This is a genomic window from Prolixibacteraceae bacterium (genome assembly GCA_019856515.1).
GTDB lineage: Bacteria > Bacteroidota > Bacteroidia > Bacteroidales > Prolixibacteraceae > Halosquirtibacter > Halosquirtibacter xylanolyticus.
This window is the reverse complement of the sequence record CP082230.1, coordinates 3387550-3404748: the sequence shown is the minus strand read 5'-3', so window position 1 is coordinate 3404748 and position 17199 is coordinate 3387550. Positions and strand designations below refer to the sequence as shown.

Sequence of the window (17199 nt, the reverse complement as noted above, 5' to 3'; positions counted from 1 at the left end):
TTCCTTTGGATGGGATAAAAAAAACTATATTTTTGCATTCGCATTAAATACAAATGCCTGCATAGTTCAAGGGATAGAACAACAGTTTCCTAAACTGTAGATCATGGTTCGAATCCGTGTGTGGGTACAAAGAAAGAGAGGCTTTAGTTCATCACTAAAGCCTTTTTTATTACCATATACTTCGAACTTACTCCCTATTAAGCATCACTTGACCATATGAAATATAGATTTTATAACGACAAGTAAAATATCCACTGTCATATATTTTAAAAAATTTATTGGATGGATGTAACCTTTTTCAGTGTTTATCGTCTTATCTCTACAAACAGTATGTTTATTGTTGTGAATCCAACGAATATGAAGCGATACCCGTTACCTCAAAAGAATGGATTCTAAGTAAAACCATTGCCACATTATCATCAACTAAAGTGTACCTTAACTATTTCGTGTAAATAATCTAATGCATCAAAATGATGTTTTACACTTTAGTTTAAGGAATAACTGATTTACTAACTTAATTCCAGACAAATGAAGATTAGAAGTATTCTTTTATCACTACTTACTCTTGCTTTTATTCTAAAAGGAAATGCACAAACCATCACAGGTCAAGTTGTAGATAATAAAGAGGCACCACTTCCGTTAGTTAACACTTTTATTTTAGCAAAGAGCGATAGTAGCTATGTCAAGGGGGCAGTAACAAATAGTCAAGGAGAGTTCTCCTTTCAACTTCCAAAAGGTGAATACCTATTACGCATTAGCTATGTTGGCTACAAAACACAGTGGAAAAATATCGGTGTAAAAGGAGTAATATCACTAGACCCCATAAGACTTATTCCTCTTGAAGATCTTCAAGAAGTTACAGTCATGGGACAAAGAAGCAGGATTATTTCTCAACATGACAAAGTGATATTTAATGTTGCGAACAGTTATGCAAGTAACACCAGTGCCAATAGTTTTGATCTTCTATCCAAAGCTCCTGGCCTTATCGTGGATACAAATAATAAAACCATTAATATGATCGGAAAGGGTGCTTTAATTGTGACCATTAATGGCAAACAATTAAATCTTGACGGAGATGCTCTATCATCCTATTTGGGGACTATTAATCCAAAAGATATTAAAGATATTGAGATAATTGAAAACCCACCAGCAAAGTATGATGCTGGAGGAAATGCCGGGGTACTTAATATTGTTCTGAAAAAGAAAAAGAGTGATTTTATTGGTGCGAACCTATCACTTCAAGCAAGAAAAAGAGACAGAGGAGAAGATTATGGTACAAATACTTCCATTACAATAAAGAGAAATAAGCTTAGTTTTAATGGTGCAATTAATATCAGCAGGAACAAACCGGATAATGAAATATTCATGATCCAAGAAGATCCCCTCAATCTGCATTTAATAGACAACGTACAACAGAATAATAACCTTTATAATCGAGGGGTTCGCTCTCAGATAAATTACGACTTCTCTAAAACTCTATCAATAGGTATTGGGTATAGCTATTTAGATAAAGACAATAGGAAATCGTATCTCGGGGATCAACACATATCAAACTACCAGAATCAATCACAGAGCTTTTCTGAGAGTTATAGTAACAGGTATAATAATAGTGATATTACTAGTGCAAACATCCAAAATATCTATTCACAAATAGATATCACTACCAATAAAAGAGGTGATTTATTGACTCTTCAAGCAGGAGGTGTGTTCTCCAAAAACACAACAGATGGCCTACTTATCAACAATGTGAATAGTCCTGATGTACATGCCTTGGATCGTAGAAACAACACGCAGAACAGTAGTGATTTCACCTCTTATGCAATAGACTACTCTTTGAAAGAGGTGCTAGGGTGTGAAATCTCACTTGGAGCTAAAGCCTCATTTAATAAATCAGATGGAATATTCTCTACTGAAATTAATGACGGACAATGGAAAAGAGAACCTTCAAGTGACACTGAGTTTATCTACAAAGAAGACATTTATGCATCATATCTTGAAATGAATAAGAATTGGAATAAATTATATTTTAGAGCAGGAGTAAGAGCCGAACACACAAAAACTTCATCTTATGAATTAAAGATTGACAGCACCTACAATAACTCTTATACACGTCTTTTTCCTAATGCTATTCTTGGCTATAAGACATCCAGTGGACTCAGTTTTACAATCTCTTACAACAAGCGCTTTACAAGACCGTGGATATGGGCATTGAGTCCTGCAACGAACTATACTGGAGACAAATATATTAATCAAGGGAATCCATTCCTTAAGCCCATGATTAGTGATAACTACTCATTTCGATTTAGTCACAAAAGGTTTATATTTTCACTAGGCTACATTCAAGACAGAGATATGTTTAATAGCAATGTGTTGTATTATGACCAAAAGAAAGATCTCTTTATCACCTCTAGATACAATAATTTTAAGGAAGATAAAGTCTATCTAAATCTAGATTATGGATTCAAAGTAAAATGGTGGAGTTGTAATATTGGGACCTCAACCAATTGGAGAACAAACAAAAATACTGATGCCCGATTTGATATTGTTGATAATGAAGTATGGAGTACCTATTTCAGGATAAATAATGACTTTAGGCCATTTGTAAACACCTTGTTCAAGAACATATCTTTCAATGCAAACTATTGGTATAACACCGGGGATGAAGGAGATAGAGAGACCACCTTCTCTTCTTCAAACCTAAACTGTGCAATCAACTATACGACCAGTAATAATAAGTTGAATATATCTTTATCAGGTAATGATCTACTGAACACACAAAAATATGGTTTCGAGATGATACAGAATAATACGAAGACATATTATAAAGTAAATAGTGATCAACAAAGCGTTATCCTTTCATTGAGTTACTCACTCGGAGGAAACATTAAATTCAAACGAAAAGATGTAAATAATCAAGATCTGAAGAGGTTGTAAAACAAAAAGAAGAGAGTTGTCCACTGATTTGGAGCTCTCCTCTTCATCAATTTAATCCCATCTATTTGAAGTAGAAGTAGCATACTTTCCTCCTCCAGTAAAAAATAGTGCCACTGCACCAAGAGTATACAATCCCAAAAGCTCTATTTTCCAGCCTCCATGATCGTTTAATGCAAAGAAATCATGGGTGTGCACCAATAAAAATGCAAAGATACACCCTGATACATATACCAAAGAAGATAGACGTGTTCTATACCCTATCAAGATCAATAATGGTGCTATTATTTCAGTAATATATACACCATATGCCATAGCTGTTGGTAGGCCTTTAGATGCTAGTATGCCTTCAATCATTCCTAAAGATCCAATTTTTGAGATACCATGTAAAAGCATTAAAGCTCCAACTGCAAATCTTAAAATTAGTAGTCCCAAATCGTTATTTTTGTCTTTAATCATTGTTCTCTATTTTTAATATTTCAGGAATACGATCTAAATATGATTGTCTTACTTCATGGGGTCCGTGGAGTACATCTGTGAAAAAGTGGATGTCTGCTGACAATTGACAATATCCTAAAAGTCCTGAATTAAAATAATGCTCTAAACTCTCGGCAGATTTACTACCAAAAAGATGTGCTTCATTACTACCAGTATTGATAACGATATCGATTTTTTTCTCTTTTAATAATCCTTTTGGCCCTTCAGAAGTATATTCAAAAGCAAAACCTTGGGTAAAGACTTTATCAAAGAATCCTTTTAGGATTGCAGGCATTTGCCACCACCATAATGGAAATACAAATATCAAATTATCGGCTTTAGAGATGGTTTCTTGGTATGCTTTGACATCTTTGGGAATATCACCTCCATTGAATGAATAGTTAAAGTCCTGAAGATCTAAAACAGGATTAAATTTGTCTTTATATAGATCAATAAGCTCTACCTCTTGTTTCGCATTTAGAAGTTCTTGTTCCATTTTTGTTACCACAGCCTTTGTAAAACTCTCGTTGTTAAAGTGTGTATAGATGATCAGATTTCTCATTTTATTTATTTAGATTAAACCTATATTGCAAACATATTAACAAAAAGAGCGTATAACAATACGTTACTTCTAGGTAATTGACTTACCCTCAAGTAACTATTGCTGATTAACACATAGATACGAATGAAAAAAAAATCCATTATTTTCGATCAGTGCCCTATTAAGGCTACTTTAGATATCATCACTAACAAATGGAGTCTATTGATCATATACGAATTATCCAATAGATATAACGTGGAAAATGCGGTTCCAATAAGGTTCAAAGACTTAAGAGATAACCTAGAGGGCATATCTCAAAAGATGTTGACACAAACACTTCGATCCCTAGAAGAGAATGGTATGATAATACGAAACATATACCCTGAAGTTCCTCCAAGAGTTGAATATGCGCTCTCTAAATTAGGTCTATCTTTCATCCCCTATTTAGAGTCGTTAGAAGAGTGGTCGCAAATTAACCATCAAGAGATACAAGAAGCGAGACAGAGGTTCAATAACTAATGACACATACGTTTTCTCACCTCTCTTATTCTCTTCATATTATCCATGGTAAATATCGAGTTAGAAATAATCAATCCTCCCATGATTGCAGCAAACATAAATAGAGCCGATTGACCCATATTCTCAGTTGTTGATATGGGTTGTGAAAAGTAAAAATCTGTTATTCCAATATAAGATCGGCTACCTGGCACCATAATGATAATTCCTTGAACAATGTATACCAAAGATGGAACATCTCGCCAGCCTCCTAAAAGACAGCTATAGACACCAACCAATACTGATGCCATAAAAATAGCGGGGATCATTCCAATGTATTGACCTAACATATAAGAACATAGATAGGCAATAAAACCAGATATTACGCCAAAAATAACTTCTCTTTTTTGCACGTTAAAGAGTACTGCAATACAGAAAGATAAGAGGATGATTGCCAGTCCCTTTGTAATAGGAGTAACAGGATCTACAATATAGTTGTGGGGTATCTCTAATAATTTTTCCATCAGCTGTACTCCTACCAATGCCCCAACTATTAGTTTTATCAACACCACAAAAGCATCCATAAGTCTAGCGGTACCAGCCAACAAACCACGACTAGAGAGCTCTTCTAAAGCCAAAGAGATACTCAATCCTGGGACATATACGATGACTGCAGATAAAATGGCTATTGGGATACTAAGAGTTGGAAAGAATAGACTCAAGACACTCGCTAATACAGCAGATATAAAGGCAGATAATATTTCAAACATACCAATCATATAGGTATGTTTCATTGCAAATTTCCACAATAGATAGACTATTCCTCCGAGGAATACTGAAATAAAACAAGTAACCCAATTGGAATCATACAGTAATGAGAAGCCTCCTGAACCTAATGCAAAAGATAAGAACTCTACAAATGACGAATAATATGGACGCTCTGACTCAATTTTATTTAACTCGTCATCGATTTCAACAAGTGTATATCTATCCTCTAGAATATGGTATATCAATTTGGTAACCTTGGTTAAAGCACCCAAGTTAATTTCACCAGGTTTAGATCTGATAAGCAATGCCTTTCCATCATGTTTTCCATCTGAGAAAGAAAAAGATAAAGAAGTTGGAGAGTCAAGAATATCACAATTCAAGTTCCAATGCTCTACCACCTCAGTTACATAAGCTTCCACTCGGAAAGAAGATGTACCATATTTATGTAACATCTTAGCTAAACGTACAACCAATCGATATTTCTCTTCTATCTCAAATTCTATTTCCATAGCCTCTATACACAAAGTATTATTCCCATATGATGGGACTTGTAACAATCCTTAATTTTTCAATAAAGATATATATAAATGATTCATTCAATTCATCTTTTTTATGAAACCTTTCTCATGTAAACAAAGAGTCCCTGAGTTATTAACACTATTGAAAACAAATTGTTACTTTTGTATCTCAAGTATTTGGCAAAAAATAAAAACAAGATAGATATGAAACCTATTGTGGTAAGTGGAATACGTTCCACAGGAAACCTTCATCTAGGAAATTACTTTGGTGCAATAAAGAACTTTGTGAAAATGCAGGACGATTTTCAATGTAATTTCTTTATTGCAGATTGGCATTCATTAACAACCCACCCTACTCCAGCTGGTCTTCATCAAAATGTAAGACAGGTTTTATCGGAATATCTTGCCTGTGGTGTAGATCCAGAGAAAGCAACTTTATACATCCAAAGTGATGTTCCTGAGATTGCGGAGCTATATATGTATATGAATATGAATTCTTACTTAGGTGAGCTTGAAAGAACAACCTCTTTTAAGGACAAAGCAAGAAAACAACCTGAGAACGTAAATGCAGGTCTTCTTACCTATCCTGTGCTAATGGCTTCGGACATCATCATCCACAAAGCCAACCTTGTACCTGTAGGAAAAGATCAAGAGCAAAACCTTGAAATGGCACGTAAGTTTGCAAAGCGTTTCAATCGAATGTATAAAAATGAACTCTTCCCAATCCCACGTCCATTTACTTTTGATGGAGAGGATATGGTTAAGATACCTGGACTTGATGGATCAGGAAAAATGGGGAAATCTGAAGGAAATGCAATTGGACTAGTAGAAGACCCTAAGAGTATCCATAAGAAAGTAATGAAAGCTGTAACGGATGCTGGACCTACGGAGATGAATCAAGAAAAACCTGAAGTCATTCAGAACCTTTTCCAACTAATGGATGTGGTATCAAGTCCTGATACTGTTGCTCATTTTGATGGTCTTTACAATAAGTGTGAAATTCGCTACGGAGATCTTAAGAAACAACTTTCTGAAGATATCATCAACTTCACTGCACCTATTAGAGAGCGATTCAACGAGATCGAAAAAGATGATGCATACCTAGCTAAAGTAGCTAAGATGGGGGCAGAGAAGGCTCGTGAATCTGCTGCTGCAACATTAGCAGAAGTAAGACAGACAATGGGTATTAAACGATTCTTCTAAACATATCGAATATACCATACACCTCTCGTAAAATTACAACGATTTTACGAGAGGTCATTTCAATTAACCATTACGAAGACTTCATATGATCTATCAAGGAAATCTTACAAAGATGAAAGTTATGAATGGTGACCCCATTCAATACGAGCTTGTTTTATCAGATAAAACCATTCCACTTAATCACTCTATCGGCCAGCATGTCTCATTTCATTTTAAAGGACAAATTAACTGTGTAGACTGTGGAAAGAAAACAAAGAAGTCTTTTAATCAGGGGTTCTGTTACAACTGTTACCTAAACTCTCCAATGTCGGACCCTAGTATTATTAATCCAGAATTATCCAGAGCACAGTGGGGAGAAGCTAGAGATATCGAATGGTCTGTCAAACACGATCTTATACCACATTACGTTTATTTAGCCCTTTCAAGCGATGTTAAAGTTGGTGTGACACGTCATCACCAAATTCCAACTAGATGGATAGACCAAGGAGCTTCGGCTGCATCTATATTATGTGAAACCCCTAATCGACATATTGCTGGAATCATAGAAACGGTATTAAAAAAACACTACACGGATAAAACATCATGGATGAAGATGTTGAAGAATGAAGTAGCATCCATTGATAAGCTTGAGACTGAGCTCAAGCTAGCAGGGCAATATCTTCCTATTGAGTTACAAAGATATATTGTACAGAACAGCGATATTCAACTTCTCAATTATCCTGTAGAGGAGTATCCAACCAAAGTACAAAGTCTCTCTTTTGATAAAACACCTATCATTGAAGGTGTGATCAAAGGAATAAAAGGTCAATATATTATTTTTGAACATGGAGTGCTCAATATAAGACGGCATTCTGGATATATGGTTGAAGTCGACATCTGATATCTACCATCGAACTCTGTTCTTTTTGAATAGGAAACTTGATCGACAATATGTTTTACCTGGTCTCCAACGAATCATTGCAATCATTCGATAAACAAAATCACTAATCGAAATTGGAATTAAACGTAAGAAATATATCAACTTAAAAGGATATCGTAATCGATGTGTGATCTCAAATATAGCTCTTGCACCACTATAAAATGTATTGTCATGGAAAAAGATAACACCATCAATACTGGGTTTATAGCCATGTATCTTAAATATCTCTTTTGTCTCTTTTGCATACAAACCTCCAAAATAGAACCGTGGTTCTTGTTCAAACTTAAGGATGATGTAAACCCAAAATGAGCAAACCATACACTCATCATCAAAGAAAATCCACCACTGCTTAGCATCCCATTGTTTAGAAAGATCTGTATGATTCATATTATAACTCTTTTGCTTTAATTAAACCTTGATTATTACTATAACCTAAACAATACAAATCGAGTAACTGTTTACAATATGTTATGTAACACACCGTTACGCACAATCTAAATATCAATAAATTACAGAAAGAAACCACTGAATCTACCCTATTTTTTTTGAAAAAACATATAATTTCACCTTATTGGAATATATAAGTCTAAATGTAATATAATGGAAAGAGATAACACCATTTGCAACTATTCAGGAAAACCATGTAATATTAATGATGAAATGAATCTTCTCTTCGATATTAGTCAAACACTAATACGAAGTCAGGATGTATCATCAACACTTACTCCTATACTGAAAATGGTGTGTGACCATTTAAATAGTGATAGTTCATTTTTAGCGATTCTTAATCGTCAAAGATCCCAAATAGTTGTCGGCGAGTCCTATGGTCTTAGTCCTGCACAAGAGTCTAAGGGTAAATTTAAAATCGGAGAAGGAATTATTGGTAGGGTTGTCGAACTTGCCCGTCCTGTAGTCATTGAAAATCTAGGTGAATCAAAGTTCTTCTCTAATAAGATGAACCAATTAACCAATCAGGGAGCCAATTATACATTCATATGTGTCCCTATTTTTCAGGAAGAGCAAGTCGTTGGCACCCTTAGTTCGACCATGAAATACCGTCCACAAAATAGCTATGATAGCGAAAAACGTCTTCTTGCAATCATTGGAACGATGCTAGTACAAGCGGTAAAAACTAAACGTACACAAATGGACGAGATTGAGAAGCTTCGTGCAGAGAATTTAGGTCTAAAGCAAACATCCAGCAAAGCGCGAAATTTCTCGAGTATTGTTGGAAACAGCTCTAAGATGAAAGATGTGTTTAACCAAGTGTCCCTGGTTGCAAAAACTATGTCCACTGTTCTTATACGTGGAGAAAGCGGTATTGGTAAAGAGATGATTGCCGATGCAATCCACTTTTCTAGCGATCGTGCAGAGAAACCATTTATTAAGGTAAACTGTTCTGCTATTCCTGAAGCACTGATCGAAAGTGAACTTTTTGGACATGAAAGAGGAGCTTTTACTGGAGCAGACAGTCGTCGTAAAGGCCGTTTTGAACTAGCCGATGGAGGTACAATATTCTTAGATGAAATAGGAGATCTACCAATGTCAACCCAAGTAAAACTGCTAAGAGTGCTACAAGAACGAACATTCGAAAGACTTGGTGGAACCGAAACACTTAAAACAGATGTCCGCTTCGTTTGTGCCACCAACAGACACCTAGAAGAGATGATGACCAATGGTGAATTTCGAGAAGATTTATTCTACCGTATTAACGTATTCCCTCTTTTTGTTCCTGCATTAAGAGAGCGAAAGAATGACATTCCTCTTCTTGTAGACCATTTTATTCAGAAGTATAACAATCAAAACAATGCTTCCATTAATAGAATAACACAGAGGGCAATGGATCGTTTGATGATGTATTCTTGGCCAGGTAACGTACGAGAACTCGAAAACACAATTGAAAGAGCGTGTATCATGGCACATGATAACGTCATTCACAGTTATTCTCTCCCAACTACTCTTCAGATTGAGGAAAATATAGGAGAACACAAGAAAGATGGCTTAGAAGAGACTATATCATCTATTGAGAAGCAAGTTATTCAAAAAGCACTTACGGAGCATAAAGGAAGTATTAAAAGAACATCTGAACAACTTAAAATCTCAGAACGAAAACTTGGACTCAGGCTTATGAAGTATAAAATTAAAGCGTCTGATTACAAAAACAAGAACAAATAAATAGTCATTCATGACGAATTGTTTCTATATATAAGCTATTCCTGATCAAAATACATCATTTAGATCGAAATTACGACTACATTTAAAATCTACATAAATGTAGATTTTAAATGTAGTCGTAAAACATGTTATACAACACATTCACACACACATAACACCCAAGTAGCTACATATCAGTGTATTAATCCAAAATAAGAAATAAAATCTACATTTTTGTCTTATAACAACCCATAGCCTACATTTATGTAGAAAATCGTTATTCCTATATTAATCAAAAAAAATACACTCACATAACTAACTGCAATACAGTGTATTAAATTAATTCGTTTATTTTTGGCACGATAGTGGCAATAGTGTAGTTGTAATTGATACAAAAACAAAAATTAAACGTTATGAAAAAAGTTTTATCACTAGCAGTTATTTTATTTGCAGTTTCTTTCAACTCTTTTGCAAAAGATACTAAGTTGAATTCAGATGAAGACAAAGACATTACAACAGTAGCATTGTCAAATGCAAACCAAGAAGTTATTAGAGAAAATGTAATTGGAGCTCCAGTTCTATTCATCAAAAATGATAAACTATTTGTTAGCTACCTAAACCCAACAGAAGATAAAGTTTCGATCACTTTTACTGACGGAGAGAACAACATCCTTCACGCCAATGGTTTTGGTCACAAGAATGCAATCTCAACAGCTTACTCATTAACTTCAATCGACGAAGGAGATATGATTTCAGTAAAAATTAAGTCAGGATCTAAAAAATACACTTATGAAATTCAAAAGTAATCTTCGTAAAGTTGAAAGTACATTCATAACGCGATATTTAGGACTAGTCTAAATATCGCGATTTTTATGTCTACACAATATAGTCCATCCAACAAGATGATGTTAGCGACTATCCTTCATTAATATTTATGTGATCGAAATTTAGGAACCGAATTGGAACCCAAGAAGCAAGAAGTCCTAATGCCGTTACAGTTAGTGAAATTATTAAGATATCACTTCCCACAAGTTGTACAGGATACGCATCTACAATAAATGCCCCTCCACCTTGCAGTTTAACAATACCAAACTCTTGTTGTAGATAACAAAGAATAACTCCAAGCACAAGCCCAATTAACATCCCCAAAACAGATATTAACCAACCTTCATAGAGAAAAATATGCCTTACCAGTTTCTTGTTTGCACCCATACTTTGTAGTATCGCAACATCATCCTTCTTATCAATCATTAACATTGAGATAGAGCCAATAAGGTTAAACGAAGCAACAAAAAGAATAAACACCAATATCAGAAAGATAGTCCACTTCTCACCTTTCATAATTTTGTAATAAGTATCATGCTGCTGATATTTATTCAACACCTTGAACTTATTGCCAAGCAGTGAAAGCATTTCAACACGAACATTATCTTCATCAGCGTTATCGGTCAGATACACTTCTAATTGACTTACATCACCCTCTTTACGTCCCATTAGTGTTCTCGCAAAATCTAATGGAACCAAAACATACTTTTGATCAATATCTGCTTGAATAGAGAAACAACCTGTTGGGTAAGCAATTTTTTGGCGAAAACTCTGCGTTATATTTATACTTAAATTCTTTGTTTTCTTTGGGAAATAGAAACTCAACGGACGTTGAAAATTAAAGCCTATTCTAAGGTCACTGGCCACCATACCTCCAAGCAAAACACCACTCTTATCACGTTTGTGTAATCGAGCAACACCTTCTATCATCATCTTGGCGACACCTGACTTCATAAGAAACAAGGAATCTACTCCTTTAACAGTAGCTATAGTTGTATTTTTACCATATCGTAGAAGTGCATTCTCCTCTACGGTAAGAGAAATCGATCGTACACCCGAAATCTTATTCAACTCATCTAATGGAATTGTATTAATATTAAATACTTTCCCCTCTATCGGCATCACTCTCAGAGGAGGATCGAATGAAGAAAAACGAGATTGAATTAGATTATCAAAACCATTAAATACAGATATGGTTATAACCAATGCAAAAGTTCCTACAGCCAACCCAATCATTGAGATTAGCGAAATGATATTTATAACCTTAGTTTTTTTCTTCGAAAAGAGATAACGCTTGGCAATGTAGAAAGAAAGATTCACAGTTTATTTTTTTGCGACAACAATAAGTCCAGTTCCAGTATCATGCTTCATCAGTACATCCATGTAGTTAAGAATAATACATAGTGGAAAAACAACAAGATAGTAAAATGGAAGCAGAACAAAGAATAATTGAGATACACCAAGGAGTAAAATAGGATACTTCATCGACAATTTCCAGCTTATTTTTCCTGGACAACCATAACTATAAGCAACATCAATTGAATGAAACCCTGCATTGGTTAATTTAGACTTTATATCTTCGACACCATATCCGTCTCTGACATGTTCATCAATAAAACCATGCACCTCATCATGATCGTGATCGTGATCGTGTGCATCACTTCCACCTTGGTCACTTGGAGTGGATATTAATAAAGTACCATCCTCTTTTAAACTTTGATAAAAATGATCAAATACGTCACAGTCCTCTTCAATATGCTCCATCACATCCACCGACAAGATCAAAGAAAATCGATCTTTAGATACAAATTGGGTAAGATCGGCATATTCAAATTGAACCCTTTCCCCTTTCCCTATTTTCTGAAAAAATTGATTACAATCTTCAACCTGCTCATTTTTTACATCGACACCAAGAATATGAGCCTTCTTAAAGTAACAAGACATCCGATAAACATATTGTCCAAATCCTGAACCAGCATCTAAAATCTCACGTTGGTCTACTGACAATTTCTTTAGCTCTCTTCGAATATGCCATGATCGTAATAATAGAATATCTAAGAGCTTGTAAAATATAATACGTAAAAAAGGTGTTCTATTAAACACCTTTCCTAACGAACGCTTTATCGGATCGTACTTCATTACTATTTAATTATTTAATAGATTCTCAATATTTTCAGCATAATCTAGACTATCATCTACATGAAATGAAAGTTCTGGGATAATACGAACTTGCTTCTTTATCTTCTGACCTAAGCTGTAGCGAATATTCTTAGCAATTTTATTGACCTCCTCAACATATGCTTCTACATTATCAGAAGGAAACACACTAAGATAGCATCTAGCAATAGCCAAATCTTTAGATACACGTACAACCGTTACCGAAATCATACGACCTCCAAAAACAGAGAGTGAGTTAAGACGAAAATACTCGCCTAGTTCTTTTTGAATTAATCTTCCAACTTTTTGTTGTCGAGTTGAATACTCTTCCATATCTTTATTTTTTTACCTTCAGGCAAAGTTAAGCAAATTCTATCTAAATAAGATACCACCAACCAATAATAGCAATATAGTGCATGCTATTTAGATTCTTACACTTCAACACGATTTATCTCCTCTACATTTTAACAATTCGATATAAAGGGTATGATAATTTCTCCCCAACAAGTTTAATGCAAGTTTAATATACAATCGCAATCTAGATATGAATACCGTAACATAATAATCCTATCTTTACACCCATATGGTGGATTTAACTACATTTGGATTACTAGGTCTTTTTATCTCAGCATTTTTAGCTGGAACAGTTGTTCCATTTAGCTCTGAAGTCGTACTATCAGCATTAATATTGAATGGTTATGACATTAAAACTGCGATAATCGTTGCCTCACTTGGAAATTTTATTGGTGGACAAACAACTTATTACATCGGGTATTTGGGAAAGTGGGAATGGATTGAGAAATACTTTCGGGTATCACGCAATAAGATTATAAAAACTCAAAAAAGATTTGAAAAGTGGGGACCAATGAGTGCTTCCCTTTCATTTATTCCCGGTATTGGAAATGCAATCGTATTGGGGCTCGGATTCTTGAAGATTAACTCTTTTGCTTGTGCAGTATATATGCTCATTGGTAAAGTGGCAAGATATGTCTTATGGACATACCTCACCTTGCTTGTTTAAAACTGGAAATAATATGACACCGACATCGACCACATAATCATACCGGGAGAGGTTAATAAATTTCGCATATATACATCATCATCCAACTTAATATTGCGAAGATCATAGAAAAGATCAATACCGTTCTGTTCAACAGTTAAGTTCGTTCTGAAATTTTTGTATCGATAGTATAGTCCGCCCAAAAAAGCCAACGAGATATTTCCTTGTCCCTCAGAAGTTAAATCAAATGTCTTATCCACCGTCGTCTTCACGCCACTCTTAGATACACTGTTAAGGTCTAGAATAAACCCCTCCTGCTGTATCTTAAACGGTCTATCAATGGACGGAACATTGTACCCCATAACCCTTCCCATAAAACCTAAAGAGTGAATTTTATTCTCTAAAAATGGCAGAGAACCTTCAACTCCCAGACTAGGAATCCATGTATCATATGGAGCATCTTTAATTGTATACACTAAATACTTCTCGTTCGTTTCAGTCATCCAACCTCCGCTCAGCGTGTAATTAAATTTTGTAATTCCGACTACGGCTGAAATATAAGGAGTAAATTCATATTTCGCATTAGCACCTATAGTGGTAACCCTGTTATCATCTCCGATGTTAAAACCACTGTTTAGTTCAACACCAATACTTTGCGAGAAAGCGAGTTTTTGGCAAAACAGGATAAGGATAAAAAGTAAAAGTCTATTCATAAGCTACAACACAACATAAAACTATAACATATATTTATAATAATTGTTATACACAACGCTACAAATATAACATAATAGAGTGACTTTCAATTATTACACCAATTAATGAACGTTTTATGTAATTCATAATTATAATTTATGAATATCAATCAATGTTTACATACGAAACAATCTATGTGGGAAACACCTTAAAACAGACTAAACAGGAGTCAAATTACTACAATAAAATGCGTAAAAGGTAACCTTAACATTCTATTAGATATTTCATAGCAGTATGGTAAGAGTGATTCGATTTTGTACTCATTATAATTGTAACATATAATCCTCACCCTGATTATTACGAAACACTGTTATTCAAAAAGAAACGAGAGGGTAATAAGATTAACACCCTGATAAATTATCCTCTCGGATTTTGTATTTATCTACACATCATTACAACCTCTACATAATACCTTAAGAATTCACTTAATCACATAAAAAAAGCTGCCTCTAGGACAGCTTTATTAAAATATAATCGGGGATCAATAATATAACAAATTCTCAAAAACAACTTGCAAGAATCTGTCGTGACGTAATTCCAAATTTCTTACCAAGCTCTATCAACTCAGATAGTTTAATATCCAAATTCTTTCTATTCTTATCTATAGATTGATGAAGTGAGTCTGCATCAAATAGTTCACTTCTTAACCTCTCAATATCATGTTGTAGAATCTCTAATCTTATTCGACTAAAACCGTGACGAGATAAACTGTTCAACATACTTTCATGATGTAATAAACGTCCAACAAAACCATGAGCCATCTCAATGAAATGATAATGTGCTATAGGAAGTGACTCCGAAAGTCTTAACTCCTCATATAAAATGCTATCCTGATCAACAACAAACTGTGACAAACGCCTCAAACGAAGCAAATCAATCTCAATCAATCTTCTATCCTGTAGAATATGATGATTGGTTTCATGATGATCTCTTGTAACAAAATCATTATGATTTGTAATGGAGTGTATCTCATGAGCAAGTTTGGCACCCTCTTGAAGGTGTCGCCCATTAAAACCAAGAGCAGATAGAACATCCTTAATCTTTAAATAAGGAAGCCCATTACGTAATATCTCACGTCCCTCTTTTAGTCTAAATCCTGTTATTCTTTGATCCATCACCATAGCGTAAAATCTTTAGAGGTTAGCACGCATTTAAATTAGTTGGCACACATTATGTTTTAGTATCATTCAATCTTATCACAAATATTATACCACAAACAAATATCTTTATTTTTTTCTTCAACATTCTTAAATAATCATTACTAAATATTGATCAAATAGTCACAAACACAACACTATTTGAATCCGTATGTTAATCATATGTGTATTTCTTATTGTAACCAATAAAATCCATCATATATCACGTAATGAACTATTTATTAATATCAACAAGAAAAATAAGACATTGTTCTCATTATGATCGATTGTGATAATTATTTATCTCATTAAAGACGCCTCCTCTGAGATATAACAAGCTTCATCTCATCATACAACGATAAAGGTTAATCAATAAAGTAGACAGGGGAAAGATATAGATCAACGATTGATAAAAACATGACTTTAATAATCTCTATGTCATGATTTATTTCACGGAGTAAGTATTTTTAATTATCGATAAACTATCTATGATTAGTATAAGGCAATCCGTTTGCTAAAATTCATAGATTCTATGCCATGCTCCTAAAAAGAGTTATCGAACATGACAATTCGATCTATATATATGACATTTTTAGATGTGGTCCATATAACAATAATGTCTACTATAATTGTAAAATAGTTTACCAAAAATGAATTTTATTAACCCGACGGAAATAACCACTAGGTCAATATACCCCAATCTATTAATCAACGATAGAATTTTTCTCAAACAGCCTCTTGATACGGTTTTAATACGCTTCACCTACGGTTCCAATACGGTGATTTAACTAGAATAACTTAAACCTCATTCAGAGCAGCCACATAAAAAAGGCTAAATTCTTGACTGAACTATGAAGGAACCTTGGACGAAGTATGAACTATCACCGTATTGGAGCCGTATTCGAATCGCTTTAAGACCGTATTGAAGAAGGGAAAGGTTACTGTTTTTTTATAGTTTAACACGAGTAAAGCAAAGTGTCACATCTATTGAATACATTTTTGTTGAGAGGAACAAAATAGAGTCTTCAGAACTGATATTTTAGACCTTGAATGTGACAGATATTGAAAGTCTAAATCCTCAAAAGAGATGGATATGACACCATCGTATTGAAAGAAGACATTAAAAAGCCTAAAAAGACAGAATAAAATATCTACAAAACAATACATCAATCTAATTAACAGCAACTTCTAAACCGAACATCGTCATATAAATTGACCATTAAGTGTTGATATACTTTTCATAAAAAGAGCATTTATCTAATTTGGAGTTATTTTGCTTACTATTTTTCAAATGGCATACCATTTGAGGAAACAAAAATCAA

At 34.3% G+C, this 17199-nt stretch carries 16 protein-coding genes and 1 tRNA gene; 8 read left to right on the top strand and 9 right to left on the bottom strand.

The window, feature by feature from the left end:
• Positions 1-55 precede the first annotated feature (55 nt).
• Positions 56-127, top strand: a tRNA-Arg gene (locus K5X82_12505).
• A 401-nt stretch (positions 128-528) separates the two neighbouring features.
• Positions 529-2934: a TonB-dependent receptor gene (locus K5X82_12500; protein QZT36101.1), complete on the top strand. Its 2406-nt coding sequence runs from the start codon at positions 529-531 to the stop codon at positions 2932-2934.
• 51 nt (positions 2935-2985) lie between these two features.
• Here K5X82_12500 and K5X82_12495 read toward each other — a convergent pair whose 3' ends face one another.
• Both K5X82_12495 and K5X82_12490 read right to left on the bottom strand, forming a co-directional pair.
• A complete protein-coding gene (locus K5X82_12495; protein ID QZT36100.1) occupies positions 2986-3390 on the bottom strand; it encodes a DoxX family protein in 405 nt (134 codons plus the stop codon).
• Positions 3383-3970: an NAD(P)H-dependent oxidoreductase gene (locus tag K5X82_12490; GenBank protein QZT36099.1), complete on the bottom strand. Its 588-nt coding sequence runs from the start codon at positions 3968-3970 to the stop codon at positions 3383-3385. The genes K5X82_12495 and K5X82_12490 overlap by 8 nt, the downstream gene beginning before the upstream one ends.
• A gap of 123 nt (positions 3971-4093) precedes the next feature.
• Between K5X82_12490 and K5X82_12485 the strand changes: the two genes are divergently transcribed.
• A complete protein-coding gene (locus K5X82_12485; GenBank protein QZT36098.1) occupies positions 4094-4468 on the top strand; it encodes a helix-turn-helix transcriptional regulator in 375 nt (124 codons plus the stop codon).
• On the opposite strand, the gene K5X82_12480 is transcribed toward K5X82_12485, so the two are convergent.
• Positions 4465-5721 carry a threonine/serine exporter family protein gene (locus tag K5X82_12480; protein ID QZT36097.1) on the bottom strand — a complete coding sequence of 419 codons (1257 nt, stop codon included), beginning with the start codon at positions 5719-5721 and terminating at the stop codon, positions 4465-4467. The genes K5X82_12485 and K5X82_12480 overlap by 4 nt on opposite strands.
• A 213-nt stretch (positions 5722-5934) precedes the next feature.
• Between K5X82_12480 and trpS the strand changes: the two genes are divergently transcribed.
• Positions 5935-6933 (top strand): tryptophan--tRNA ligase, encoded by a 999-nt coding sequence (gene trpS / locus K5X82_12475; protein ID QZT36096.1) that lies wholly within the window; start codon positions 5935-5937, stop codon positions 6931-6933.
• A 112-nt stretch (positions 6934-7045) separates the two neighbouring features.
• Positions 7046-7813: a DUF2797 domain-containing protein gene (locus tag K5X82_12470; GenBank protein QZT36095.1), complete on the top strand. Its 768-nt coding sequence runs from the start codon at positions 7046-7048 to the stop codon at positions 7811-7813.
• A gap of 3 nt (positions 7814-7816) precedes the next feature.
• Here K5X82_12470 and K5X82_12465 read toward each other — a convergent pair whose 3' ends face one another.
• Positions 7817-8239: a DCC1-like thiol-disulfide oxidoreductase family protein gene (locus tag K5X82_12465; GenBank protein QZT36094.1), complete on the bottom strand. Its 423-nt coding sequence runs from the start codon at positions 8237-8239 to the stop codon at positions 7817-7819.
• 213 nt (positions 8240-8452) lie between these two features.
• On the opposite strand from K5X82_12465, the gene K5X82_12460 reads away from it, so the two are divergent.
• Both K5X82_12460 and K5X82_12455 read left to right on the top strand, forming a co-directional pair.
• On the top strand, positions 8453-10027 hold the full coding sequence (locus K5X82_12460; GenBank protein ID QZT36093.1) for a sigma 54-interacting transcriptional regulator: 1575 nt from the start codon (positions 8453-8455) through the stop codon (positions 10025-10027).
• A 392-nt stretch (positions 10028-10419) separates the two neighbouring features.
• Entirely contained in the window at positions 10420-10812 is a 393-nt protein-coding gene (locus tag K5X82_12455) for a hypothetical protein (GenBank protein ID QZT36092.1), read from the top strand.
• Positions 10813-10921: 109 nt separating this feature from the next.
• On the opposite strand, the gene K5X82_12450 is transcribed toward K5X82_12455, so the two are convergent.
• Genes K5X82_12450 through rbfA form a run of 3 tightly spaced genes read right to left on the bottom strand, consistent with a single transcriptional unit; the run spans position 10922 to position 13321 of the window.
• Positions 10922-12151 (bottom strand): FtsX-like permease family protein, encoded by a 1230-nt coding sequence (locus K5X82_12450; protein QZT36091.1) that lies wholly within the window; start codon positions 12149-12151, stop codon positions 10922-10924.
• Between the two features lie 3 nt (positions 12152-12154).
• A complete protein-coding gene (locus K5X82_12445; protein QZT36090.1) occupies positions 12155-12970 on the bottom strand; it encodes a class I SAM-dependent methyltransferase in 816 nt (271 codons plus the stop codon).
• A 6-nt stretch (positions 12971-12976) separates the two neighbouring features.
• A complete protein-coding gene (gene rbfA, locus K5X82_12440; GenBank protein QZT36089.1) occupies positions 12977-13321 on the bottom strand; it encodes a 30S ribosome-binding factor RbfA in 345 nt (114 codons plus the stop codon).
• Between the two features lie 250 nt (positions 13322-13571).
• Between rbfA and K5X82_12435 the strand changes: the two genes are divergently transcribed.
• A complete protein-coding gene (locus K5X82_12435; protein ID QZT36088.1) occupies positions 13572-14009 on the top strand; it encodes a DedA family protein in 438 nt (145 codons plus the stop codon).
• Here K5X82_12435 and K5X82_12430 read toward each other — a convergent pair.
• The gene (locus tag K5X82_12430; protein ID QZT36087.1) at positions 14006-14701 is read right to left on the bottom strand and encodes a hypothetical protein; all 696 of its coding nucleotides are present in this window, start codon (positions 14699-14701) and stop codon (positions 14006-14008) included. The two genes, K5X82_12435 and K5X82_12430, sit on opposite strands and share 4 nt — an antisense overlap.
• Positions 14702-15241: 540 nt before the next feature.
• Positions 15242-15856, bottom strand: a complete 615-nt coding sequence (locus K5X82_12425; protein QZT36086.1) for a hypothetical protein — start codon at positions 15854-15856, stop codon at positions 15242-15244.
• Between the last annotated feature and the right edge of the window lie 1343 nt (positions 15857-17199).

Bases quoted from the DNA above. Each gene is read 5' to 3' on its own strand.
- K5X82_12485 (QZT36098.1), top strand. From the start codon at position 4,094: ATGAAAAAAAAATCCATTATTTTCGATCAGTGCCCTATTAAGGCTACT.
- K5X82_12425 (QZT36086.1), bottom strand. From the start codon at position 15,856: ATGGATCAAAGAATAACAGGATTTAGACTAAAAGAGGGACGTGAGATA.
- K5X82_12445 (QZT36090.1), bottom strand. From the start codon at position 12,970: ATGAAGTACGATCCGATAAAGCGTTCGTTAGGAAAGGTGTTTAATAGA.
- K5X82_12430 (QZT36087.1), bottom strand. From the start codon at position 14,701: ATGAATAGACTTTTACTTTTTATCCTTATCCTGTTTTGCCAAAAACTC.
- trpS (QZT36096.1), top strand. From the start codon at position 5,935: ATGAAACCTATTGTGGTAAGTGGAATACGTTCCACAGGAAACCTTCAT.
- K5X82_12460 (QZT36093.1), top strand. From the start codon at position 8,453: ATGGAAAGAGATAACACCATTTGCAACTATTCAGGAAAACCATGTAAT.
- K5X82_12490 (QZT36099.1), bottom strand. From the start codon at position 3,970: ATGAGAAATCTGATCATCTATACACACTTTAACAACGAGAGTTTTACA.
- K5X82_12465 (QZT36094.1), bottom strand. From the start codon at position 8,239: ATGAATCATACAGATCTTTCTAAACAATGGGATGCTAAGCAGTGGTGG.
- K5X82_12480 (QZT36097.1), bottom strand. From the start codon at position 5,721: ATGGAAATAGAATTTGAGATAGAAGAGAAATATCGATTGGTTGTACGT.
- K5X82_12470 (QZT36095.1), top strand. From the start codon at position 7,046: ATGAAAGTTATGAATGGTGACCCCATTCAATACGAGCTTGTTTTATCA.
- K5X82_12435 (QZT36088.1), top strand. From the start codon at position 13,572: ATGGTGGATTTAACTACATTTGGATTACTAGGTCTTTTTATCTCAGCA.
- rbfA (QZT36089.1), bottom strand. From the start codon at position 13,321: ATGGAAGAGTATTCAACTCGACAACAAAAAGTTGGAAGATTAATTCAA.
- K5X82_12455 (QZT36092.1), top strand. From the start codon at position 10,420: ATGAAAAAAGTTTTATCACTAGCAGTTATTTTATTTGCAGTTTCTTTC.
- K5X82_12495 (QZT36100.1), bottom strand. From the start codon at position 3,390: ATGATTAAAGACAAAAATAACGATTTGGGACTACTAATTTTAAGATTT.
- K5X82_12500 (QZT36101.1), top strand. From the start codon at position 529: ATGAAGATTAGAAGTATTCTTTTATCACTACTTACTCTTGCTTTTATT.